This window comes from Metabacillus sp. KJ11-3 (assembly GCF_055808295.1).
In genome coordinates, this window is sequence record NZ_CM147865.1 from 4687815 (window position 1) to 4711733 (window position 23919).

Genomic DNA, 23919 nt, shown 5'->3' on the forward strand with positions numbered 1-23919 from the left:
GTATAGAGCGCAATGGAACGAACTAATTTTCACCTTCAGCGTTTATAAAAAAACATAGAATGCGGGAAAACACCTTACTCAAAAGGTCATAATATCGAAATATTCCGTCAGGGAGGAACAGAGACATGAAGGAATTAACAAAAGCAAAGGTATATGTTGGAGCATTAATTGATTTGCCCGAACGAGTAGGAAAAACGGTTATACTAGAAAAGGATAAGGAAGTAGCAGTTTTCAAACTTTCTAACGGCAATATAAAGGCTGTGGAAAATAAATGTCCTCACAAAGGTGGAGTACTAAGCGAAGGGATCGTTAGTGGAGACCATGTATTTTGCCCAATGCATGACTGGAAAATCTGCCTTGAAGATGGAAAAGTGCAAGAACCAGATTTTGGGTGTGTCAAAACATATGAAACAGTTATTGATGACGGAGAGGTATTTCTGTTAGTTTAAACTTATAAATAAAGTAAGAGAACAATCTTCCCTTACTTAAATCGTGAATAACGTTAAGGGAGGACTTAGAGAATGAATGTAGGAAAAGTATATCTGGTTGGAGCAGGACCCGGTGATCGCGAATTAATTACCGTAAAAGGAAGGGAAGCCATTAAAAAAGCAGATGTCATCCTTTATGATCGACTCGTTAATTTTTCCCTACTTGATGATGCTCCGCCAAATTGTGAACTGATCTATTGTGGAAAGCTGCCAACACGTCACTTTATGAGACAGAATGAAATTAATGCAACATTAGTTCGAAAGGCAATTGCCGGTCATACTGTTGTTAGACTTAAAGGCGGCGACCCGAGTGTTTTCGGAAGAGTTGGTGAAGAAGCGGAGGAGCTCGCATTACATCAAATCCCATTTGAAATTGTTCCAGGGATAACATCAGGAATAGCTGCCCCGTTATATGCCGGTATTCCTGTAACCCATCGTGATTATGCCGGATCATTTGCTGTCGTTACAGCCCATGATAAATCTAAAAACGGCAAGCCGGACATTGATTGGGAAGGGTTAGCAAGAGGTGTTCAGACGATCGCTTTCTATATGGGTGTTTCTAATTTAGAGCATATTTGTGATAACCTTATTCAATTCGGTAAGTCTCCTGATACACCTGTTATTATCATTCGCTGGGGAACCTGGAGCCGCCAGCAAAGTGTAGTCGGAACGCTTTCTACCATTGTAGATAAGGTTCGCGAAGCAAAGATAGAAAATCCGGCCATCACATTGGTGGGCGATATTGTGTCAACAAGGGATAAAGTAAAATGGTTTGAAAATCGCCCACTATTTGGAAAACAAGTTCTCTATGTTCGCGGGAAAGCCGAGGAAGAAAATTGTGCAAGTAAATGGATGAAACAAGGAGCAGATGTCATTGAGTTTCCACGTTGGATCGTCAAAGAAAAGGCAATTGACTCTGCTGTATTGAACCAACTTTCAGGTTATGAACAGATTTTATTTTTATCAAAAGATAGTGTAGAAGCCTTTTTTGCTCAACTTAAAAAGAATAAAGTGGATATACGTAAAATACAGGCAGAGCTCTATTGTCAAAATCATTCAGTGATCACTAGCCTTGAAGAAAAAGGATTATACGCTGAGCATGTAGATAAAATGTCTCATCAAGGCCGCCTGCTGACGGTTGGATCCGAAGAACAAAGAAAGAAAAGTTCTTGCTTAGATAATGCTCATTTTGCATCCGTATATGAGACCATCATTGACGAAAGATATGAAACCATTATAAACCGGTCATTAGAAGATGCAACTCTTACAACAATTGTGCTTACTTCAAGTGAAGCAGTTAAGCTACTGATGGAAAAAGGGAGCCAATATGGAATTTCTCCAAAGGAAATCAACCAATCGGTAGAGTTTGTTTGCGAAACGGCTGAAGCAAATGAAGCATTAGTGAAATATGGTTTTTCAGTAGGAAAATCCGATAAAGACGTACTAATAGAATCTTTTAAGAAGTATCCGGCAGTCTATTTATGGGCTGCTTTTTGTATTGAAGGAGGAGGGTATTTTATGAAAGACGAAGCAGGCTAGATTAAGAGGAGGAATCGTCCTTCATAAGGTATATGAAAGACAAACTAGTCCAGACCAACAGGAGAACCGTTCTTCAAAAGCTGTATGAAGCACATGAAGGACAAAACTCACAGAATAAGGAATATAAATTGTCCTTCATGGCCTTTTAGTGGATGTCAATATTCAATTTCTTCATAATCCTTAGGTTGTGGAAGCGGTTGGTCAGCGTGTGTAATGTTGTATTCCGAAAGGGCTTCAGATTTTCTTTGATATACTTTTCCTTTATACGATTGTGGTTGGTTTTTTTCTATTTGTTCTCTCTTCATGCTGGGTCATCTCCTTATTCATGGTGTTAATTTTAGCTTATCCATATTGGGGAGGAACATGAAGAGAGAAGAGATTTTTTCATTGTTAAAAATTCACATAAAGGATGGCACTGTCATTCTTTACAAATTACATATCCACTTTTTTTAACGGTTTTTTCGCAGGACCCTCCAGTACATCACCTGTCACCGAAAATCTTGATCCATGACAAGGACAGTCCCAAGAACGGTCACCACTATTCCACTCTACTTCACAGCCCATATGTGTGCATGTGGTGTCAACAAGGTTAATGTTTCCGTCCTTGTCTTTGTAGCAACCTGCTCTTTTGCCATTCACCACTACAACAGAGCCTTCATCAGATCCAATATCCTCTATGCGCTTATCAGCGATATCAATTTTTCCTTCAATTAAGTGACCTGCAACATCAAGATTTTGCGTAAGGAATTTTTTAATACTAGGATCAGCATAAAAGCGTGAAGGGCTATAGAGCTCCTTATAAGTATTCTCTTTTTCTAAGACAAGATCTGCAAGGAGTTGCGCTGCGGCTGTACCGTTTGTCATGCCCCATTTTCTGTAACCTGTTGCGACAAGGATGTTAGGCTTGTTGGAAGTAATTGGTCCAACATATGGAACTTTATCTAATGAATATAAATCCTGTGCAGACCATCGATATTTGATTTCGTCAATTCCAAATACATCTTCGGCAAATTGCTCAAGTGCTTTGTAGTGCTTGTATGTGGAAGTTCCTTGCCCAGTTTTATGCCCGTCTCCACTAACTAATATGAGCTTTTCACCGTTCATAGGCGTGTATCGTAAAGAACGTGTCGGTGAATCGGCACTATAATACATTCCACCCGGGAAGTCTTGTTTTGCGGTAATTCCTAATATATAGGAACGTTCTGCATGTAATCGGGAAAAATAAAATCCTTTTCCATCAAAAAAGGGAAAGTGTGAACAGGCAATTGCGTATTTACATGTCACCCGGCGACCTTCACGGGTAATGACCATCGGTTTAGGTGTTGTTTCATCGATGTCAGTCGCCGTTGTTTTTTCGTAGATCTCACCACCAGCTTTTACTATTTCATCAACAAGTACTTTTAGGTATTTGAGAGGATGGAATTGACTCTGTGCTTTCATGACTGTTGCCCCTTTTATATCAATAGAAAAAGGGATGTGATCAACAAATTCACTATGTATGCCGAGCCTTTGATAAGCCTCATATTCTTTCGTGACTTTTTTCGCGTATTGGTCACTGATGGCATAAATATAGGCATCTTCTTCAGTTAAATCACATTCAATTTGAAGCTCTCCAACGGTTTTTCGAATAAATGTAAGTGCATCGGCATTCGCTTGGTAGTATTGTTTCGTTTTTTCTTCCCCTAAATGCTGAATAAATTCATCATAAATTAATCCATGCTGGGCGGTTATTTTTGCGGTTGTATGGCCGGTTGTACCATTTAAAATTTGATCGGCTTCCAAAATAGCGACTTTCATGCCTTGCTTCGAAAGCAGATAGCCTGTTGTTATACCTGTGATACCTCCTCCAACGATTGCAACATCCACTTCCGTATCAATCGTCAAAGGAGAGAAAGAATGGACCTGAGTAGATTCTCTCCAAAACGGCTCTGGCTCATATGGCATCTTACCTTGTGGAAATTCTTCTGTCATCGAAAGGCCTCCTATGTTTATTTCTTAGTTTATTTTTTCCCAACTACTGTCAAAACAAACATGCAATCAAAGAGAGTCTGATCCTTACTACGTCTCGAGTCGTAGATCAAAATAAAGCTGTGGCTCGTTTTGAGAAATTCGGAATGTAGGTAAGATAAAGACATAGAAACGGAGCACAGCATAAGAACATAAACTCTTATGCTAGAAAAAGAAAAGGAGGAAAAAAGATGAAGAAGTTTGGTTATGTCTTGCTTGGTGGGGTGGCTGTTATGGTGCTGCTCTCTAATCTGGCCCCGATGATTGCTTTAGGGATAAGTCTTCTTATCATGTACTATACGTACAAAGGATTTCTGAAAACTGATTCAACATTTACGAAAGTCGTTTGTGCGATCGTTGGAGTTATTGCCCTGTTTGCTTCAGCTTCAAATCTTCCAGCCATTTTAGGATTTGTAGCAATCTACGTTTTATACGTAGTGTATAGAAACTGGAACAAACCATCTAAAAAGGTGAAAGAAAGTACTGACCCATTCACTAACTTTGAAAAAGAATGGAATGACTTAAAAGGAAACCTATAATTAAAAAGGAGAGATTTATAATGGCAAATATTTTTACAAGATTAAAGGAAACCATTGCAGCAGATTTACATGAGGCTTTAGATCAAAAGGAACAAAAAAATCCAATTGCCGTCCTAAATCATTATTTAAGACAGTGTGAAGCTGAAACAGAAAAAGTGCGCAAGCTTGTTGAAAGACAATATTTATTAAAAGATGAGTTTAACCGGGAGTATAATGAAGCTGTTCATTTAGCTGAGAAACGTCAACGCCAGGCTGAAATTGCACTTAAAGCAGGAGAAACAGAGCTATATGAATTTGCTTTAAAAGAACAAACTCATTATGAGGAAAGAGTTGCACGTTTGGAGGAGTCACGTCAGCAAACAACTCGCCAGCTTGAAGAGCTTGAACAAAAGTATGAGGAAATGAAGCATAAAGTAAAAGATATGCATATAAAAAGAATGGAATTGATGGGCAGAGAAAATATTGCGCGTGCACATCACCGTATGAACAAGGTAGTGGATCAAGGAAGCTTTTCAACAAAAGCCTTCACTCGTTTTGAGGAAATGGAAAGCTACCTTGACCGCCTTGAGCAAAAAGTGAATCAGGATTATCACCGCAGTACAATCGATGCGCGAATTGCTACATTAGAAAAACAGTTAAAAACAGAAGAAACAAATGCAATATCATAAGACAACATGGTATTCTAAAAAGGCGTAGATCCCTGCGCCTTATTTCATATGACCTAAACTTCAACTTCAGTAACTCTCCATAAACAGGAAGGAGGAATGCCGCGTGTTTAAAAATATAAATTCAGACTACTTAAATTGGATCATCTTAATAGGATTTCTCCTCCTTCTTTTAGAGGTATTATTTTTTAACGGTGGCTTAATTGTTACCTTTCTCCTCTCGATTGGCAGTATTTATTTAGGGCGGAAATGGCGACCACGTTTTCTAGGCAAGCTCTTGTATTGGGGCGGGTGGATCTGGCTTGTTATGACCGTACTGAATATGATTACTCTTCGCTATTTTTTATTTGTACTGCTTATTTATTTTATAGTCCAATTCTTTCAAACACAAAAAAATCCAAAGCAAGTGAAACCGGTTATTATTGAGCCTCAAGATACCGTTGAAACCGGTCAGTTTATACAACGGAAAAAAATTTTTGAAAATAAGTTTTTTTCCAGCCAAAAGTCACCTGAACATGCATATGAATGGAATGATATTAATATCCAAGTTGGAGTAGGAAATACGGTTATTGATTTAAGTGATACTGTTTTGCCAAAGGAAGAAGCAGTTATTGTCATTCGCAGCTTAGTAGGAAATGTTCAAATTTTGATTCCGTATGAGGTTGAACTTCATATTCATCATTCTACAATGGCGGGGACGATCGCTATTTTTCAAGAATCTGAACAGAGGGTAGTCAATGAAACAATCACTTACGAGACTGCACAGTATAAAGATGCCGATCAAAAGGTAAAGATCTTCACTTCAGCTATTTCAGGAAAGCTTGAGGTGAAAAGAGTATGAGTATGCTTCAGCGGCAAATTATTAGCAGTGCCATTTTTACGCTTATTACATTTGTTATCTTTTCTCTTCTGTTTTTTTTGGCCTTTCCTTTACAAGAATGGGGGGAATTATGGACCCGTAACGTAATGGATTTACCGTTTATTTATATTGTCCCAAGTGTGAGTATTTTAGCTGGTGTATGCTTTGGGTTTATTACCGGATTTAGCTGGAAAAAACATCTGCGTTCAATTGACTTGGATATTCAAGAGATTTCAAAAGGGAGACCTATCCTAACCGACCAGCACCCATTGCCGGATATTCAAGAAATAAAAACAAAGTTAACAAAAATCCAAAAACAAATGCTGGAGCAAACAAAATTATCACAAAAGATTGCCAATGAAAAGGCAGAGGACCATGAAAGAAGAGTTCAGGAAATGGTCTCCCAGGAAAGAAACCGGCTGGCAAGAGAGCTGCATGATTCCGTTAGTCAGCAGTTGTTTGCTGCATCCATGATGATGTCAGCTGTTACAGAGTCAAAGCCTATGTCAGATGATTGGGAAACAAAGCAACTAAAAATGATTGAAGCCACCATTCATCAATCACAGCTTGAAATGAGGGCGTTATTACTTCATTTGCGCCCGGTTGCATTAAAAGGAAAGTCCCTACAAGAAGGAATTCAGGAGCTTTTAGTAGAACTTATGCAAAAGGTCACAATGAATATAAAATGGAAAGTAGAACCGATTCCTTTAGATAAAGGGGTCGAGGACCATTTATTTCGGATCTTACAAGAATCTGTCTCTAATACCTTGCGCCATGCTAAAGCAACTTCACTAGATGTTCTGCTGATAAAACGGGATGAATTTGTGATTATGCGTGTAACAGATGATGGAATAGGATTTGATCAGGAAGATGGAAAATCCGGCTCTTATGGGTTGCAAAATATGTATGAGAGAGCGGTAGAAATTGGCGGAACAATGAAGATTGTTAGCTTAAAAAATAAAGGTACAAGATTAGAAGTAAAGGTCCCAATTTTAGCAGAAGAGTGTGGTGAAAAAAATGATTAAAGTTGTATTTGTTGATGATCATGAAATGGTAAGAATCGGTGTTTCCTCTTATTTATCCGCACAGCCGGATATAGAAGTGATCGGAGAAGCAGATAACGGGCGTAAAGGTGTGGAACTATGTCTGGAGCTTCGTCCGGATGTGATCTTAATGGATTTAGTCATGAATGAAATGGATGGAATCGAAGCAACAAAGGAAATTATGAATGCATGGCCGGAGGCGAAAATTATCATTGTCACAAGCTTTCTAGATGATGAAAAGGTATATCCTGCTCTTGAGGCTGGTGCAACAAGCTATCTGTTAAAAACATCAAAAGCGAGTGAAATTGCTAACGCAGTTCGGTCCACTTTTCATGGCCAGTCCATACTCGAGCCTGAAGTAACAGGAAAAATGATGATGAAAATGCGTCAAAAAGATACAGTTCATCTGCACGATCAATTGACCTCAAGAGAAATGGAAATTTTACTGCTCATGACTGAGGGAAAAACAAATCAGGAAATTGCCGATGAATTATTTATTGCTTTGAAAACAGCTAAAACACATGTAAGTAATATATTAAGCAAGCTTGATGTACAAGACAGAACACAAGCGGTCATATATGCTTTCAAACATTCACTTGTAAAATAGAAAAAATGTAGGGAGAGAGACAGTAAATGCATAGAAATATAGAGCTATACGAATATCTAGTAAAAAACTCCTGGCAAATGACAGAAGATTGGTACAGACTGGTAGAAGATGAAGATCCAAATTCTGTTTATTCATCAAAAGACCCAAAGGTAATTCAAGCGTTAAAGGAGCAGAATCAAGATTATTTTCTACATTTACATAAAATTTTTAAAGAAGAAGAAGGAAAGTTTTTCAGTGAGTTTACTAAATGGTCAGAGGAATTAGCAGGCGATCAGAAACATTTGAATACACCTGTGCATTATGTTGTAAGAGAGTTTTCTAGAACGCAGGAAGTTTATATATCTTATATTAAGGAATTCTACAAACAAAACATGGATAAAATCGATGTTGATAGACTTTTCCTTTGGTTAGAAAAAGTGAGAAAGATTTGCCATCTATCTATTTATATTTATATTGATGAAGCTCATAAGAATACGATGAAACAACTTGCAGCACAAAAAGAAGTTATTAATGAACTAAGTGCACCGGTTATTACTCTTCAAAACAGAACTGCTCTGCTCCCTTTAATAGGAGATATCGACACAGCAAGAGCAAAACTAATTATTGAAAATACTTTAAAACAATGTGCCGCGTTGGATGTCGAACATTTATGTATCGATTTATCAGGTGTTGTGATTATTGATACAATGGTTGCACATGAGTTATTTAGTCTTATAAGAGCTTTGAAATTACTTGGTATTACAGCTGTTTTATCTGGAATCAGACCTGAAATCGCACAAACAGCGATTCAGCTTGGACTTGATTTTGGAGAAATTAAAACAACTGCATCGTTAGCAAATGCTTTGGATCAGTTGTATGTACAAAGATAAAAACGCAGATCACAAGATCTGCGTTTTTATTACAAAATAAGAAATTATATAATTTTGTACTTAGTGTTGGTGTCTAGCTCCAGCCTATCGCCTATCAAACTTCAGATCATCTCCCTACGATAAGTCAACATCGGTTCGCTTCGCTTACCGTGTTTCCTAAATCTTTAGTCGAGGCTCCTCCAGTTTGTACGACGATGACAAGGCGCTTGCGCTTTTCTAGTTAGTAGCCCACTCTTCAATATCCCAAACTTTTGTTACCCAGTCTTCATAAAAGTCAGGTTCGTGGCAGACGAGGACAACTGTTCCTTTGTAGGCTTTAATGGCACGCTTTAGCTCTTCTTTTGCAACAACATCAAGGTGGTTTGTCGGCTCGTCAAAAAGTAGCCAATTGCTTTCATTCATTTGCAATTTACATAAACGAACTTTTGCCTGTTCTCCACCACTTAGTTGTGTTAACGGCCGTGAAATATGTTCGTTTTTCAAGCCTGCACGTGCAAGCAGTGCTCTAACCTGATGCTGATCAAGATGAGGGAATGCGTTCCACACATCGTCAATCGGTGTAATAGAATCTGCTTTTACCTCTTGTTCAAAATAAGATGGGAACAGGAAATCTCCACGATTAACAGTGCCACCAAGAGGTTGTATTTTGCCTAAAATGGTTTTTAACAGAGTTGATTTCCCGATACCGTTACAACCAACAATGGCAATTTTCTCACCGCGCTCAATCGTCATTGTTAATTTTGGCAATAGAGGTGAATCATATCCGATTTCAAGGTCTTTCCCTTCAAACACGAAACGGCTGCTGCCTCTTGATTCCTTGAATTCAAATGTAGGCTTAATTGCAGTTTCAGGACGATCAATACGTTCAATACGATCAAGCTGTTTTTGACGGCTCTTTGCACGACCGGTTGTAGAATAGCGCGCTTTATTCTTTGCAATAAAGTCTTCTTGTTTCTTAATGAAATCTCTTTGCTTTTCATAAGCTTGTAAATGTTGATTCTTATTAATCTCAGCAAGTTCCAAGAATTTTTCATATGTTGCTGTGTAGCGGGTTAGCTTCGAAAATTCTAAATGGAAGATAACATTCGAAACACCATTCATGAATTCTGTATCATGCGAGATTAAGAGAAACGCATTTGGATAATCTCTTAAATAGCCGCTTAACCAGCGAATATGTTCAACGTCCAAATAGTTTGTCGGCTCATCTAGTAAAAGTACATCAGGCTGCTCTAGTAAAAGCTTCGCAAGTAAAACCTTTGTACGCTGCCCACCGCTTAGCGCAGATACATCTCGATCAAGGCCGATCGCATCAAGCCCTAACCCACGCGCAGTTTCGTCCACTTTCATATCTAATTGATAGAAACCGCCTGCATCAAGACGATCTTGAATTTTTGCCATTTCTTCCAGCAATTCCTCAAGTTCCTCAGGTGTTGCAGTAGCCATTTTATCTGTTACTTCATTTAATTTTTTTCCTGCTCAAATAACGGAAGAAACGCATCATTTAAAATATCACGAATCGTTTTTCCTTTTGTTAGGACAGTATGCTGATCAAGGTAGCCGTAACGAACTCCGGGAGTCCATTCAACGCGACCTGTGTCATGAATAAGCTGCCCTGTAATAATATTCATCATCGTAGATTTACCTACGCCATTTGCTCCAACAAGACCAACACGCTCACCAGCTAATAAGCGAAGTGATACGTCTTTAAATAATGTACGATCACCAAAACTATGACCAAGATTATCGATTGATAATAGACTCATATCTCTTTAACCCTCCAAGACTAAAACAGTATCTTGCATCATTCTACTACTGATTGAAGTAAGATGCTACTGGTAAATGGTACAGGGGGACAGGTTCCTCGTCCCACCCTGTGGGACGAGGAACCTGTCCCTTTGTCCCGAATTCATCTATAATAGAAATCAGAATGTAGTTGTGAAAGGATGTTTCTATGAGTAAAACAGTCGTTCTAGCTGAAAAGCCGTCAGTCGGAAGAGATTTGGCTAGAGTGTTAAATTGTCATAAAAAGGGAAATGGTTTTCTTGAAGGAGATCAGTATATTGTTACATGGGCACTTGGGCACCTTGTGACATTGGCTGATCCTGAAAGCTATGGAGATCAATATAAATCTTGGCGCTTGGAAGATTTGCCGATGCTGCCTTCACCACTTAAACTGGTGGTTATCAAGAAAACAGGCAAGCAATTTCAGGCTGTCAAATCACAGTTATTGCGCAAGGATGTGCGGGACATTGTGATTGCAACAGATGCAGGGCGTGAAGGAGAGCTTGTCGCTCGATGGATACTGGAAAAGGTTCATGTAAATAAGCCGATTAAAAGACTTTGGATTTCATCTGTTACAGATAAAGCCATTAAAGAGGGCTTCCGGAAGCTTAGAAGCGGAAAAGAATATGAAAACCTATATGCATCTGCAGTTGCAAGAGCAGAAGCAGACTGGATTGTTGGGTTAAACGCAACACGTGCACTTACAACAAAATACAATGCACAGCTATCTTCAGGACGTGTTCAGACACCGACACTTGCAATGATCGCTCTACGTGAAGAAGAAATCCGCAACTTTAAACCTAAAAAATACTATGGTATAAAAGCTGTCACAGAGAAGGGGCTATCCTTTACATGGCAGGATAAAAAGTCAAATGATACAAAAACATTTGATATGGATAACATTGATAAAAAGCTGCATCATTTAAATGGAAAAGATGCGAAGATCGTAAGTGTAAAGGTTACACCTAAAAAGACATACTCGCCTGCACTTTACGATTTAACCGAACTGCAACGTGATGCAAATAAACGTTTTGGCTATTCAGCAAAAGAAACACTTTCCATCATGCAAAAACTCTATGAACAGCATAAAGTGTTAACATACCCACGAACAGATTCACGCTATATCACAAGTGATCTCGTACCAACCTTAAAGGATCGTCTTGAAGCATGCCGAATCAAACCATATGCTCCGGCTATTGCTAAAATTTTAAGCAAGCCTATTAAAGCGAATAAATCATTTGCAGATGATACAAAGGTTTCAGATCATCATGCGATCATTCCGACAGAAGAATCTGTACCATTAAGTGCATTAACAGATAAAGAACGCAAAATCTATGACCTTGTTGTAAAACGTTTTGTTGCCGTTCTTTCGCCAGCTTACCAATATGAACAAACGGTTGTTACCGCAAAAATTGGCGATGAATCATTTTTAGCGAAAGGAAAGCGGGTCATCTCATTAGGTTGGAAAGAAGTTTACAGTGACCATGTAGACGAAGATAGTGAAGATGATCAAACTCTCCCTGCTATAACAGAAGGGGATACATTAGCAAGTAGATCAATCTCCAAGACAACAGGAGAAACAAAACCACCTGCCAGGTTTAATGAAGCAACACTGTTATCAGCTATGGAAAATCCGTCAAAATACATGTCTGGAGAAAGTAAGGATTTAATTAAAACAATCGGGGAAACAGGCGGACTTGGAACCGTAGCGACGAGAGCCGATATTATTGAAAAGCTTTATAGCAGTTTTCTTATAGAGAAAAAAGGTAAAGACATTTTTATCACATCAAAAGGAAAACAGCTATTAAACCTGGTTCCGGAAGATTTGAAGTCACCTGTCCTTACAGCAGATTGGGAGCAAAAGCTAACGAAAATCTCTAAGGGTGCTCTGCCAAAACAAGTCTTTTTAAATGAAATGAAGCAATATGCGAAAGAAGTAGTAAATGAAATAAAAAATAGTGAACAAAAATTTAAGCACGACAACCTTACAGGAAGCAAATGTCCAGAATGTGGCAAGCTGATGCTGGAAGTAAACGGGAAAAAAGGGAAAATGCATGTTTGCCAGGACCGTGAATGTGGTTATAGAAAAGGAATTTCCAAGGTCACAAATGCCCGCTGCCCAAACTGTCACAAAAAACTGGAGCTGCGAGGCCAAGGAGAAGGACAAATCTTTGTTTGCAAATGCGGCCATCGCGAAAAAATGTCTACCTTCCAGGAAAGACGAAAAAAGAACCAAAATAGTAAGGTATCAAAACGTGACGTAGCAAACTATATGAAAAAGCAGGATGATAACTTCTCAAATAATGCATTAGCAGATGCATTAGCAAAATTGAATCTTAAAGATTAACCAGCACAAATGTGAAACGATAAAGATAAGGAAGATCCAACGTGCCAATTATTAAAACAGATATGTTTATTTATGCACCACGCGACATCTGCTTTGACGTAGCGCGTGATATCGATATTCATACAGAGTCCACAAGCCAGACAAATGAACGTGCCGTCGGAGGGATCACTAGCGGCCTTATCGGTTTAAACGAAACCGTCACATGGGAAGCCGTCCACTTTGGGGTCAAGCAAAACCTAACCGTTCGAATCACAGAATTTGATTTCCCCAACAGGTTTGTCGACGAAATGGAAAAAGGAGCCTTTAAGCGCTTCTACCACGTCCACGAATTTATTGAAAAAGAAAACGGAACCCTGATGCTCGACACTTTTGACTACACCTCGCCTTTCGGCATCATTGGTAGACTTGCCGACCAACTGTTTTTAGAGCAGTATATGAAAGAATTTTTAATTAAGAGAAATCGGTATATTAAGAAGATTGCTGAAGAGAGAGTGGGCCGCTGAATGCGGCCCTTTTTATTAGGTTAGATACAGCTCGAAAGTGGACTGCAAGAAAATTGGGAAATCTGCAAGAATAATCTCTTACGCTGCAAAAAAGAGCAGTACGCTTGCAAAAATACAGACAAAGCTGCAAAAAAAACGAGGTGAACCTGCAAAATTGAGTAGACCGCGTAGATTGAAAAAGGCAAATTGAGGTCGTTCTAAAACATAGTAGACATGTTAATAGGTTAATCATCATGATACATTCTCATATTTACTGTCTGCAAAAATATCGGGAAAACTGCAAGAATAATCTCTTACGCTGCAAAAAAGAGCAGTAGGCTTGCAAAAATACAGACAAAGCTGCAAAAAAACGAGGTGAACCTGCAAAATTGAGTAGACCGCGTAGATTGAAAAAGGCAAATTGAGGTCGTTCTAAAACATAGTAGACATGTTAATAGGTTAATCATCATGATACATTCTCATATTTACTGTCTGCAAAAATATCGGGAAAACTGCAAGAATAATCTCTTACGCTGCAAAAAAGAGCAGTAGGCTTGCAAAAATACAGACAAAGCTGCAAAAAAACGAGGTGAACCTGCAAAATTGAGTAGACCGCGTAGATTGAAAAAGGCAAATTGAGGTCGTTCTAAAACATAGTAGCCAGCCAATTTACATGATATATTCTCATATTTACTGTCTGCAAAAATATCGGGAAAACTGCAAGAATAATCTCTTACGCTGCAAAAAAGAGCAGTAGGCTTGCAAAAATACAGACAAAGCTGCAAAAAAACGAGGTGAACCTGCAAAATTGAGTAGACCGCGTAGATTGAAAAAGGCAAATTGAGGTCGTTCTAAAACATAGTAGCCAGCCAATTTACATGATATATTCTCATATTTACTGTCTGCAAAAATATCGGGAAAACTGCAAGAATAATCTCTTACGCTGCAAAAAAGAGCAGTAGGCTTGCAAAAATACAGACAAAGCTGCAAAAAAAACGAGGTGAACCCTGCAAAATTAAGTACAGTTGCAGAACTAAAGTGACTAGTCAAAAGCAAGATAGCCCACTATTTAGATCCAATTCAAAAGTTTCCTACTAAAATAATAAATTACTTTTATAAAAGTGGAAAAATCTATAATTAAACTGAACAAAATCAGGCTCCACCCCACGAAGACACAGCTAATATCCAGTTTTAAAAGTTACCAAAAATCTGTGAACCTATTTATAATGGTACAAAGCATGTCACATACAAAGGTGGAATAGTACAATGATTGTTAAAAAACGAAAAGTACCTCTAATAAACCTAAAATTAGAAGCATTATTAAGAAGAATTTCAACTACACATCCAAAGTACCTCCTAATAAAAGAAAATTTAGCAAAAAGAAGTTCAGGTTACCAAGGTGAATTGTCATTAAACTACCCTCTGAGTTTCTTGGATGAAAAAGAGTACTTTATCTTTCATGATTTGAGGTTAAATATATCCGATCATTATTTTCAGATAGATACACTTGTTATTTCTCAAAAATTCATTTTAATAATAGAAGTGAAACATATTACTGGTACACTTTTCTTCGATCAAGAGTTTCACCAACTAATAAGAACTCATAACGGAGAGGAAGCAGTCTTTCCTGATCCAATCACTCAAATTAAGAGGCAAATGCTTCAACTGAAGCAATGGTTATCTAAAAAGCAAATTCCAGCGATTCCTATTGTGCCGCTAGTTGTTGTCAGCCACCCCAATGCCATTATCCAAACGTCTCCAAAACATCAAACCATCAATCAAATTGTTGCAAACCGCTATTATCTAAGCAGTCGAATCAATCAGATAGAAAGAAACTATCCAAAAGCCATGTTATCATCAAAAGATATAAAGAAAATAACTAGATTGCTTTTAAAAGAACATGCACCTTTAGATACTTCAGTGCTTGATCAGTATGAAATAAATTCGACAGAAGTAGGTAAAGGAGTCATTTGTTCAGGGTGTAGCCATCTTCCTATGATAAGAGTTAATGGAGCATGGTATTGTGAACAATGTAAAATAAGTGAAAAAGATGCACATGTTCAAGCGTTGAAAGATTATTATCTTTTATATGGATCACAGATATCCAACAAACACGCAAGAGAATTTTTAATGATCTCTTCACCTTTTCTAGTCTCAAGAATACTAAGATCGATGAAATTGCCATCTTCAGGTATAACAAAAGCTAAAACCTACGAATTAACGTTTAAAGAATTCCAAAATTGTTAATTTCACAAAATCCCAATTTTACCTCTATATCTTCTACCCACCCATGTAAGCAATATCTTTTCCAGAAAAGTGAACGTTTTATGAAGAAAGTATTACAAAATCGTGATCAACCGTTGAACGTTGCATGACAAATCCTAAAAGAAGTAAATTTCAGGTTAGTCCTCTGCTATGATGTGGGTAAAGAACATTGTGACATTCGTATGTGTGAGTTTCACTATGTTCAATTTTTCACAAAAGCAGTTCAAAACAATTTAAACTACATGTTAGTCAAACTAACTAAAGTATAGATCCTGTTGAGTCTATGCGATAAAGAAAGGAGTACTTTTATGAAATTAAAATGGTCTTTGTTTGCAATGATGTTAACAATTGCTGCTGTTTTAACTGGATGTGAACCATTATTGGTTTTGGATCCGAAGGGGCCTCAGGCTGAAAGACTAGCAAGTGACATTCTATTAACTATGGGTATCATGCTATTTATTGTTCTTGCTGTATTTGGACTTTTAATTTACATGCTAGTGAAATATCGTGCTTCTAAGCAACCTGCAGATTATGAGCCACCTCATATTCACGGGAATATATGGGTTGAAACGATTTGCGTTGGTGTACCGATTTTAATCGTTGCTTACCTTTCTTTTGTATCTGTTCAAAGTAACTATATTGTAGAGGCAAAGCCTGAAGGTTACGGAGATAAAGAGCCTTTAGTTGTTTATGCATCATCTTCTAACTGGAAATGGCATTTTAGCTATCCTGAGGAAAATATTGAAACAGTTAACTACTTATATATCCCAACTGATCGTCCGCTTGAATTTAAGTTATATTCACATGGACCGATTACAAGTTTCTGGATTCCACAGCTTGGTGGTCAAAAATATGCGATGAATGATCACGTTACAACACTTCATCTTGCTGCAGATGCACCGGGCGAGTATATGGGACGTAACTCAAACTTTAGTGGTGAAGGATTTGCTGCAAATACATTTAATGTAACAGCTATGTCACAGGAAGATTTTGATGAGTGGGTTGACGAGGTAAAAGAAACAGCTGACCCTCTTACAAAAGAAGAATTTACAGAGTTGTTAGAACCGGGACATCTTGGACAATTAACATACACTGGAACTCATTTAGAATTCTCACCTCCAAATGAACATCATCATGGTGAGGCTGAGGAAGAAGCGGCTTCTGACGCAGAAACTAAAACAGAAGAATCACATGAGGATCATTCAGAACATGAGGACATGACTCAATCAGAGCATGAACACATGAATCATTAGAAAAGTTGGCTTTCCCAAGTCTTAATGTAACTTACTACCTTACGAAGAAAACCGGGTTCGATCACAGTTTTCTTCTTACAAAATAATTCATTCCCGAAAGGAGTCACAAACGTATGGATTTCTTTGATCGTTTTGCCGTGCCTCATCCAAGTTTTGCGATCTATGCATCAATGGTTGCGATTGGATTAACTACAATTGCCATCCTTGCTGGATTAACATACTTTAAAAAATGGGGTTATTTATGGCGTGAATGGTTAACAACAGTTGACCATAAGCGTATCGGTATTATGTATTTAATTTCTGCATTAGTTATGTTATTCCGCGGTGGCGTTGACGCTATTATGTTGCGTGCACAGCTTGCCGTTCCTGATAATACATTATTAGATTCACAGCATTATAATGAGATTTTTACAACTCACGGAGTTGTGATGATTCTCTTTATGGCAATGCCATTTATCATGTTCTTCATGAACTTGGTTGTTCCATTGCAAATTGGAGCTCGTGATGTTGCATTTCCACGTCTTAATGCACTAAGCTTCTGGTTGTTCTTTATGGGAGCTATGTTATTTAACATTTCATTCGTTGTTGGGGGATCACCTGACGCAGGTTGGACTTCGTATTTCCCACTGGCTAGTGAGGAATTCAGTAAATCTGTCGGAACGAATTATTATATGATTGCGATACAGATCGCCGGTATCGGTACCCTGCTGACGGGTATTAACTTTATAACGACGATCATGAAAATGAGAGCACCTGGTATGACTTTAATGAAAATGCCAATGTTCACATGGTCAGCTCTTATTGCAAACTTAATCATCGTTTTCGCTTTCCCTGTTTTAACAGTAGCGTTAGCGATGGGAACAATGGACCGCCTATTTGGTACTCATTTCTTTACACTGGGTAACGGCGGTATGGATATGCTTTGGGCGAACCTTTTCTGGGTTTGGGGACACCCTGAAGTATATATCTTGATTTTACCTGCATTTGGTCTTTACAGTGAGATTATTTCAACATTCTCTGGACGTAACCTATACGGCTACAAGTCAATGGTTTGGTCTATGGTGTTAATTTCACTTCTTTCTTTCTTAGTATGGGCGCATCACTTCTTTACAATGGGTCAAGGTGCGTTTACAAACAGTATTTTCTCTATTACAACAATGGCAATTGCTGTACCGACGGGTGTTAAGATCTTTAACTGGCTGTTCACGCTAAGAAAAGGTAAGATTCGCATGACAACGCCAATGCTTTATTCAATGCTTTTCATCCCGCTTTTCACATTGGGTGGGGTAACAGGGGTTATGCTTGCGATGTCTGCAGCTGACTACCAATACCATAATACAATGTTCTTAGTTGCTCACTTCCACAATGTTATTATCCCTGGTGTAGTTTATGCTATGCTTGCTGGTTTAACATATTACTGGCCAAAAATGTTCGGCTTTATGTTGAATGAAAAAATTGGGAAATGGACAGCATGGTTACTTTCTATCGGATTCGTGCTAGCATTTATCCCAATGTATATTACTGGTTTAGATGGTCAAGTTCGTCGTAGCTTCACATATTCAGAATCAACTGGATTCGGTCCATTAAATATGGTTTCATTTGTCGGAGCTGCAATTATGATGATCGGATTTGCATTAATTGTGTATAACATCTACTACAGCATTCGTTATGCTGAAAGAAACATCGGTTCAGATCCATGGGATGCGCGTACGCTTGAGTGGGCTACACACACTCCTGTTCCAGAATATAACTTCGCGATTGTACCTGAAGTAAAAACGAGTGAAGCATTCTGGGATGCGAAGAAACATGGTCATGAACTATTTAATGGTAAAATTGAAAAAATTCATATGCCTAATAACAGTGGTATGCCTTTCATTATGAGTTGTTTCTTCTTTGCATGGGGCTTCTCGCTGATCTTTAGTCTATGGATTCCAGCAATTATTACAACGATTGGAATATTCGTCTTTATGACTCTTCGTTCGTTTGAAAAAGATCATGGTCGATATATTCCTGCTAAAGAAGTAGAAGAAACTGAATCAGAATTGCGAGGTGCTTAAACTTGAAAATTGATAACTCGCTTCCACTAGAATATAGTACAGAAGAAAATCGATTAAAGATTTTTGGGTTTTGGATTTTCCTTGGTGCGGAAATCATGCTTTTCGCAACACTTTTCGCAACCTATTTTACCTTATATAACCGTACAGGTTCAGGCCCTGATGGAGCTGAAATCTTCGTTATTACGCCTGTTATCTTTGAAACATTCTTACTTTTAACAAGTAGTTTTACAATTGGTCTTGGTATTCATGCCATGCGTCTTGGCAGAGAAAAGGCGATGATCAATTTCTTTATTGTTACACTTATTCTTGGATTAGGGTTCTTAGGTATTGAGATCTATGAATTTATCCATTATGCTCATGAAGGAGCAGGTATCGGAGCAAGTGCCTTTACGTCAATCTTATTGACAACATTAGGAACGCACGGTGCCCACGTAACACTCGGGTTTTTCTGGGGATTATTTATCGTCATGCAAGTGAAAAAGCGTGGCTTAACTCCGGAAACAGCGAATAAATCGTTTATCTTTTCACTGTATTGGCATTTCTTAGATGTAGTCTGGATCTTTATCTTCAGCTTCATCTATCTGAAAGGAATGATGTAAACATGAGCGAATTATTTCCTCTTAAACAAGTTATGGGATTTGTTTATTCATTAGTCCTAACGGTCATTGCACTTGGTGTTTACTTCTTTGATATGTCGTTTCAAGTAGGGATGACTGTACTTCTTGTTACAGCATTCATACAGGCTGGTCTTCAGCTCGTTGTCTTCATGCACGCAGGTGAAACGGAAGACAAAGCGGCAATTTACACAAACATCTATTACGGAGTAATCATTGCATTAGTAACTATTTTTGGTACGCTTCTAGCAATGGTTTGGGATATGGGCTAAAAGGAAAAAGGGTATGACTCTATGTGAGAGTCATACCCTTTTCTTATTAGTGCAAATAATCTTCAGATCTGCTTTGTAAAAATTCCGGTAGTTCAGATTTCCAAAGGACATAAAGAACAGTTAAGTGGGCTGCAACGATATTAAAGATGAACATTGCCCCAAATACCAAGTGGCCTGTTCCGAAATCAGAGTACATATAGAGAACTAATGTTGTCCACATTAAAATAATAAGTGGCACTTGTAAGATAGCAAGCTTTTTATTTTCTTTCCATAAAAACAATGGTGTGGCTGTTCCTATTAATAAATAAGCGAAAAATACATCCATATCTGACACGCTCCTTTAACATTGACTGCGTTTACAAGTCTGTGTCTAAAAAAAGAATAATTTGTGAACTTTTTGTTACATTTAATATAACACACTTGCCAACAAGAAATAAAGAGAAAAGTGCATGGAGTGAAAAAGAATTTGGCATGTTAAGCAATATGAATTGACGACAAGAATTTGTATAGCGTATAAGTGAAGGTGGAGAGTAAAATAGTATATGCTTCGTTAGTTAGTAAAATTCGGGTTTTCCTAAGATCCTTGTCGTGTTTCCTTTACCATTTCATGCACTTTGTGTGTATCTATTTATACGTTTCCCTGAGTGAAAAAGATGAAACATGAATTTGACTTGGAAAAGACCTTAGTGAAAGGTGGATGACATGAACACAACTCAAGAAATTTCAAGACGAAAGCTTCTAAGCATAGCGGGGTTAGGATGGATGTTTGATGCCATGGATGTTGGGATCCTTTCGTTCATCATTGCTGCTCTACAAGTGGAATGGAATTTAACTTCCTCTCAAATGGGCTGGATCGGGAGTATGAATTCGATCGGAATGGCTGTAGGGGCTTTAGTGTTTGGGCTAATGGCTGACAAAGTTGGTCGTAAGCAAGTATTTATTATCACTCTATTACTATTCTCGGTGGGAAGTGGACTGTCTGCATTTGTCACATCCTATGCACTGTTCCTTGTTTTACGATTTTTTATCGGTGCTGGCTTAGGAGGAGAACTTCCGGTTGCCTCTACATTAGTGTCTGAAAGTGTTCCAGCCAATGAGCGAGGAAAGGTTGTTGTCTTATTAGAAAGTTTTTGGGCAGGCGGCTGGTTAATTGCTGCACTTATCTCTTATTTTGTTATTCCAACTTACGGTTGGCAAGCTGCCCTATTATTAAGTGCTTTACCAGCATTCTATGCATTATATTTAAGAATGAAACTCCCGGACTCTCCAAGATTTCAGGCAGTTGGTATGATGAAACAAAAAGAATCCTCGTTGACTAAAATTGCAAAAGTGTGGGCGAAGCCTTATGTTAAGCAAACAACGATGCTTTGGATTCTATGGTTTTGCGTCGTTTTTTCTTATTACGGTATGTTCCTTTGGTTACCAAGTGTAATGGTGTTGAAGGGATTTAGTTTAATTAAAAGTTTTCAGTATGTGCTTATTATGACACTTGCACAGCTGCCAGGCTATTTTCTGGCCGCCTATCTAATTGAACGTGCAGGGAGGAAATTTGTTCTTGTTTCGTTCTTGATAGGGACAGCTCTTAGTGCCTATTTCTTCGGAAATGCTGATACTTTACCATTATTACTCACATCAGGTATCTTTTTATCATTTTTTAATCTTGGGGCGTGGGGGGCGCTTTATGCCTACACACCTGAGCACTATCCAACAGAGGTGCGCGGTACCGGAGCAGGATTAGCTGCATCATTTGGAAGAGTTGGAGGTATTTTGGGACCGTTAGTTGTCGGTTACTTTGTTGCGGCTGATTACTCAATCAACACCATCTTCCTTATTTTTGCCATATCCATTATTATTGGGGCATTAGCTGTGATGCTGCTTGGCGAAGAAACGAAGCAAAAAGAATTAGTATAAGCAAAACAGTATGTAATGAACGAAAAAAGAGTTATCCTTTTTATAATAGAAAAAAGGAGGCGGCAACAATGAATGATGTAATTAAAACGATTTTAAATCATCGTTCCATACGCAAATTTGAGGATAAACCATTATCAGATGAACAAATTAAACTGATTGTTCAAAGTGCCCAAGCTGCATCAACTTCAAGCTATATTCAGGCATATTCTATAATTGGTGTGAAAGATAAAGAGAAAAAGCGGAAATTAGCAGAGTTAGCCGGAGGGCAAAACTATGTAGCGGAAAATGGCCATTTTTTTATTTTTTGTGCAGATTTACATAGGCATCAGTTGATTGCTGATCAATATAATCAGGATGCAAGTGAAATTCTCGAGAGTACTGAAAAGTTTATGGTTGCTGTGATAGATGCGGCTCTTGCGGCACAAAATGCTGTGCTCGCTGCTGAATCAATAGGACTTGGAGCAGTATATATCGGAGGCTTAAGAAACCAACTGTCTGAAGTGGCGAGTTTATTAAAGACCCCTTCACATGTTTTGCCGCTTTTTGGTATTGCAGTAGGTTATCCGGCACAGGAGCCTGATCAAAAGCAAAGACTTCCGTTTGAACATGTGTATCATGAAGATGAGTATCAACAAGATCAGACAAGCTATTTAAGTCAACTAAAAGAATATGATCAACAAATTTCTGCGTATTATGAACAGCGTACAAATGGAGAAAGAAAAGACACATGGACTGGTCAAATGGCGCGCTTATTATCTAGACCGACAAGAATGTATATGAAAGAATTTGTGGAGGAAAAAGGCTTTAATAAGCGATAAATTCATTATGGTCAGGTGCTTTTTGCATCTGGCTTTTTTCTGTATAAATTTCACTTGAAAGCAGTCCTGCTACTAGTAAATATAGTATAATTGGCTAAAATGCTGAGGAATTATTTGGATTTTCACTTTGCGTACAAGTGAGATTGTACCGTTACATAGGATAAAAATAGGAAGGAGTTGAGAATTGGTGAAAAAACAGCGAATACTCATAATCTTCACAGTGGTAAATCTGCTTCTCATGATCGGTTCAATCCTGTATCAAACTCTACAGGACAGAGACCCATATCGTTTTTATACAGGCCTGGGACAGGAATTTGATATAGCCCCAGATGATTCACAATTCGCTTTTTCTTACTTTTTAGATGGACATGAAGCCATTTATATGTCAAATCTGGATGGATCTAATGTTACTAGATTAAGTGAGAAAATAGAGGGAAGATCCCATTCACCGAAATTTTCACATGATGGAGAAGAATTGTTGTTTTTATCAGAGGATGATCAAGGAATTCAAACCATTACAGTAATGAATCATGATGGAAGTGATGCAAAAAGATTGACGCTGGATGGTCTTCACGTAACAGATGCTGTCTTCGCCTCTGACAATGAGATAATATTCTTTACTGCAATGCTAGCATCTGAGGTAGGAAAATTAGAAGGCGAAACAAAGGAAGGGTATGATCTTTACCAAGTAGATCGTCAAAGTGGTCAAATTCGTCAACTGACAGATAAAGACCATTTTTCAATGAATAACCTGTCCATCTCGACTGATGGAGAAACCTTGTATTATAGTTTATTTGAAAGTAATGAACAGCCTGTTGCTTATTCTTTAGAGAAAAAAACCGAAACACCTGTTGCACAAGTCAATGATGATATGTATTCTTCTATTTTTTCCGAAGATGGAAGTTTACTCGCTTATACAGCAGTAACTGAGCAATCAAAGAATAGTAGCTTGTTTCATTATGAGTTGTTCGTAAAAAATGTGAAAAGTAATAAAGTGAAGCAGTTAACAGATTTACAAGCAAATGTGCAGTCGCCGGTCTTTTTGCACAAGACAGATCATATTGCATTTCTACAGTATGAAAATTGGCCAGATGAACCCGAATATATTCAATTAATGTCAGTCTCTCTCGAAGGTAATGTAAAACCGGAGTTGATAGAGTTGGATCTTCCTGTCTCAAGTGAAACCTATTTTATTCCAAAGACAATAGAAGTTTTGTTAAGTGAACAAGCCATTGTCGTTTACTATCTTCTCTTTTTTGTCGGACTAATCCTGGTTGCCAAGAGAAGATCGGGGAAAGTGTATTTGCCTTCATTGATTAGTCTTGCGCTTTCTGTTCTTACGTTTGTTGCCAGCTTCATTGTTGGATTTTTGACAAATCCATGGTATGGAATTGGCTTGAGTATTGTGGCTATTACAATGTTTGTCTGTTCGATCTTCCTTATTATCATTTCATTTATCATAAAAAAATTTATAGGAAAATCCTAAAGGAATGATGATTTCT

General features: G+C 38.1%; 21 protein-coding genes and 1 pseudogene. 18 read left to right on the forward strand and 4 right to left on the reverse strand.

Annotated features, from left to right (window positions below; genetic code table 11):
- Window positions 1-125 precede the first annotated feature (125 nt).
- Together nirD and cobA are read left to right on the forward strand one after the other, a co-directional pair.
- Entirely contained in the window at window positions 126-449 is a 324-nt protein-coding gene (gene nirD / locus AC0L8O_RS23320; RefSeq protein WP_026563013.1) for a nitrite reductase small subunit NirD, read from the forward strand.
- Window positions 450-521: 72 nt separating this feature from the next.
- Window positions 522-2027, forward strand: a complete 1506-nt coding sequence (gene cobA / locus AC0L8O_RS23325) for a uroporphyrinogen-III C-methyltransferase (RefSeq protein ID WP_473445628.1) — start codon at window positions 522-524, stop codon at window positions 2025-2027.
- 155 nt (window positions 2028-2182) lie between these two features.
- On the opposite strand, the gene AC0L8O_RS23330 is transcribed toward cobA, so the two are convergent.
- Together AC0L8O_RS23330 and AC0L8O_RS23335 are read right to left on the reverse strand one after the other, a co-directional pair.
- Window positions 2183-2332 carry a hypothetical protein gene (locus AC0L8O_RS23330; RefSeq protein WP_473445630.1) on the reverse strand — a complete coding sequence of 50 codons (150 nt, stop codon included), beginning with the start codon at window positions 2330-2332 and terminating at the stop codon, window positions 2183-2185.
- Window positions 2333-2459: 127 nt separating this feature from the next.
- Window positions 2460-3998, reverse strand: a complete 1539-nt coding sequence (locus tag AC0L8O_RS23335) for an FAD-dependent oxidoreductase (RefSeq protein ID WP_473445632.1) — start codon at window positions 3996-3998, stop codon at window positions 2460-2462.
- A gap of 227 nt (window positions 3999-4225) precedes the next feature.
- Between AC0L8O_RS23335 and AC0L8O_RS23340 the strand changes: the two genes are divergently transcribed.
- From AC0L8O_RS23340 to AC0L8O_RS23365, 6 genes are all read left to right on the forward strand, one after another.
- The gene (locus tag AC0L8O_RS23340; protein WP_473445634.1) at window positions 4226-4573 is read left to right on the forward strand and encodes a lmo0954 family membrane protein; all 348 of its coding nucleotides are present in this window, start codon (window positions 4226-4228) and stop codon (window positions 4571-4573) included.
- A 20-nt stretch (window positions 4574-4593) separates the two neighbouring features.
- Window positions 4594-5241, forward strand: a complete 648-nt coding sequence (locus AC0L8O_RS23345; protein ID WP_473445636.1) for a PspA/IM30 family protein — start codon at window positions 4594-4596, stop codon at window positions 5239-5241.
- A gap of 103 nt (window positions 5242-5344) precedes the next feature.
- Entirely contained in the window at window positions 5345-6079 is a 735-nt protein-coding gene (gene liaF / locus AC0L8O_RS23350; RefSeq protein ID WP_473445638.1) for a cell wall-active antibiotics response protein LiaF, read from the forward strand.
- Window positions 6076-7122, forward strand: a complete 1047-nt coding sequence (locus AC0L8O_RS23355) for a sensor histidine kinase (protein ID WP_473445639.1) — start codon at window positions 6076-6078, stop codon at window positions 7120-7122. Before liaF ends, AC0L8O_RS23355 begins: the two co-directional genes overlap by 4 nt.
- Entirely contained in the window at window positions 7115-7747 is a 633-nt protein-coding gene (locus tag AC0L8O_RS23360) for a response regulator transcription factor (RefSeq protein WP_473445641.1), read from the forward strand. The genes AC0L8O_RS23355 and AC0L8O_RS23360 overlap by 8 nt, the downstream gene beginning before the upstream one ends.
- Window positions 7748-7773: 26 nt before the next feature.
- A complete protein-coding gene (locus AC0L8O_RS23365) occupies window positions 7774-8616 on the forward strand; it encodes an STAS domain-containing protein (RefSeq protein ID WP_473445643.1) in 843 nt (280 codons plus the stop codon).
- Window positions 8617-8832: 216 nt separating this feature from the next.
- On the opposite strand, the pseudogene AC0L8O_RS23370 reads toward AC0L8O_RS23365, so the two are convergent.
- A pseudogene (locus tag AC0L8O_RS23370) lies at window positions 8833-10379 on the reverse strand (ABC-F family ATP-binding cassette domain-containing protein).
- A 188-nt stretch (window positions 10380-10567) separates the two neighbouring features.
- Here AC0L8O_RS23370 and AC0L8O_RS23375 point away from each other — a divergent pair.
- From AC0L8O_RS23375 to qoxD, 7 genes are all read left to right on the forward strand, one after another.
- Entirely contained in the window at window positions 10568-12745 is a 2178-nt protein-coding gene (locus tag AC0L8O_RS23375) for a DNA topoisomerase III (RefSeq protein WP_473445645.1), read from the forward strand.
- Window positions 12746-12807: 62 nt separating this feature from the next.
- Window positions 12808-13248, forward strand: coding sequence for an SRPBCC family protein (locus AC0L8O_RS23380; protein ID WP_473449112.1), 441 nt, complete (start codon window positions 12808-12810; stop codon window positions 13246-13248).
- A 1245-nt stretch (window positions 13249-14493) separates the two neighbouring features.
- Window positions 14494-15474 (forward strand): nuclease-related domain-containing protein, encoded by a 981-nt coding sequence (locus tag AC0L8O_RS23385; RefSeq protein ID WP_473445647.1) that lies wholly within the window; start codon window positions 14494-14496, stop codon window positions 15472-15474.
- Between the two features lie 326 nt (window positions 15475-15800).
- Window positions 15801-16745, forward strand: a complete 945-nt coding sequence (qoxA, locus tag AC0L8O_RS23390; protein ID WP_473445649.1) for a cytochrome aa3 quinol oxidase subunit II — start codon at window positions 15801-15803, stop codon at window positions 16743-16745.
- A gap of 113 nt (window positions 16746-16858) precedes the next feature.
- Complete coding sequence (qoxB, locus tag AC0L8O_RS23395; RefSeq protein ID WP_473445651.1) at window positions 16859-18802, forward strand: cytochrome aa3 quinol oxidase subunit I; 1944 nt, start codon at window positions 16859-16861, stop codon at window positions 18800-18802.
- Window positions 18803-18804: 2 nt separating this feature from the next.
- Window positions 18805-19401 (forward strand): cytochrome aa3 quinol oxidase subunit III, encoded by a 597-nt coding sequence (gene qoxC, locus AC0L8O_RS23400; protein ID WP_473445653.1) that lies wholly within the window; start codon window positions 18805-18807, stop codon window positions 19399-19401.
- A gap of 2 nt (window positions 19402-19403) precedes the next feature.
- Window positions 19404-19688: a cytochrome aa3 quinol oxidase subunit IV gene (qoxD, locus tag AC0L8O_RS23405; RefSeq protein WP_473445655.1), complete on the forward strand. Its 285-nt coding sequence runs from the start codon at window positions 19404-19406 to the stop codon at window positions 19686-19688.
- 46 nt (window positions 19689-19734) lie between these two features.
- On the opposite strand, the gene AC0L8O_RS23410 is transcribed toward qoxD, so the two are convergent.
- A complete protein-coding gene (locus tag AC0L8O_RS23410) occupies window positions 19735-20013 on the reverse strand; it encodes a spore morphogenesis/germination protein YwcE (protein WP_051475795.1) in 279 nt (92 codons plus the stop codon).
- A 377-nt stretch (window positions 20014-20390) separates the two neighbouring features.
- Here AC0L8O_RS23410 and AC0L8O_RS23415 point away from each other — a divergent pair, with 377 nt between their 5' ends.
- The 3 genes from AC0L8O_RS23415 to AC0L8O_RS23425 all read left to right on the forward strand — a co-directional run bounded on the left by AC0L8O_RS23415 (window position 20391) and on the right by AC0L8O_RS23425 (window position 23903).
- Complete coding sequence (locus AC0L8O_RS23415; RefSeq protein ID WP_473445657.1) at window positions 20391-21599, forward strand: MFS transporter; 1209 nt, start codon at window positions 20391-20393, stop codon at window positions 21597-21599.
- Window positions 21600-21667: 68 nt separating this feature from the next.
- A complete protein-coding gene (gene nfsA / locus AC0L8O_RS23420) occupies window positions 21668-22417 on the forward strand; it encodes an oxygen-insensitive NADPH nitroreductase (RefSeq protein WP_473445659.1) in 750 nt (249 codons plus the stop codon).
- Window positions 22418-22604: 187 nt separating this feature from the next.
- Window positions 22605-23903, forward strand: coding sequence for a TolB family protein (locus AC0L8O_RS23425; RefSeq protein ID WP_473445661.1), 1299 nt, complete (start codon window positions 22605-22607; stop codon window positions 23901-23903).
- Window positions 23904-23919 lie beyond the last annotated feature (16 nt).

Coding starts and splice junctions, on each gene's coding strand:
- AC0L8O_RS23345 (WP_473445636.1), top strand. CDS start 4,594: ATGGCAAATATTTTTACAAGATTAAAGGAAACCATTGCAGCAGATTTA.
- AC0L8O_RS23375 (WP_473445645.1), top strand. CDS start 10,568: ATGAGTAAAACAGTCGTTCTAGCTGAAAAGCCGTCAGTCGGAAGAGAT.
- nirD (WP_026563013.1), top strand. CDS start 126: ATGAAGGAATTAACAAAAGCAAAGGTATATGTTGGAGCATTAATTGAT.
- AC0L8O_RS23410 (WP_051475795.1), bottom strand. CDS start 20,013: ATGGATGTATTTTTCGCTTATTTATTAATAGGAACAGCCACACCATTG.
- cobA (WP_473445628.1), top strand. CDS start 522: ATGAATGTAGGAAAAGTATATCTGGTTGGAGCAGGACCCGGTGATCGC.
- AC0L8O_RS23415 (WP_473445657.1), top strand. CDS start 20,391: ATGAACACAACTCAAGAAATTTCAAGACGAAAGCTTCTAAGCATAGCG.
- AC0L8O_RS23340 (WP_473445634.1), top strand. CDS start 4,226: ATGAAGAAGTTTGGTTATGTCTTGCTTGGTGGGGTGGCTGTTATGGTG.
- AC0L8O_RS23355 (WP_473445639.1), top strand. CDS start 6,076: ATGAGTATGCTTCAGCGGCAAATTATTAGCAGTGCCATTTTTACGCTT.
- AC0L8O_RS23365 (WP_473445643.1), top strand. CDS start 7,774: ATGCATAGAAATATAGAGCTATACGAATATCTAGTAAAAAACTCCTGG.
- AC0L8O_RS23360 (WP_473445641.1), top strand. CDS start 7,115: ATGATTAAAGTTGTATTTGTTGATGATCATGAAATGGTAAGAATCGGT.
- qoxB (WP_473445651.1), top strand. CDS start 16,859: ATGGATTTCTTTGATCGTTTTGCCGTGCCTCATCCAAGTTTTGCGATC.
- qoxD (WP_473445655.1), top strand. CDS start 19,404: ATGAGCGAATTATTTCCTCTTAAACAAGTTATGGGATTTGTTTATTCA.
- nfsA (WP_473445659.1), top strand. CDS start 21,668: ATGAATGATGTAATTAAAACGATTTTAAATCATCGTTCCATACGCAAA.
- AC0L8O_RS23330 (WP_473445630.1), bottom strand. CDS start 2,332: ATGAAGAGAGAACAAATAGAAAAAAACCAACCACAATCGTATAAAGGA.
- AC0L8O_RS23380 (WP_473449112.1), top strand. CDS start 12,808: ATGTTTATTTATGCACCACGCGACATCTGCTTTGACGTAGCGCGTGAT.
- AC0L8O_RS23335 (WP_473445632.1), bottom strand. CDS start 3,998: ATGACAGAAGAATTTCCACAAGGTAAGATGCCATATGAGCCAGAGCCG.
- AC0L8O_RS23385 (WP_473445647.1), top strand. CDS start 14,494: ATGATTGTTAAAAAACGAAAAGTACCTCTAATAAACCTAAAATTAGAA.
- qoxA (WP_473445649.1), top strand. CDS start 15,801: ATGAAATTAAAATGGTCTTTGTTTGCAATGATGTTAACAATTGCTGCT.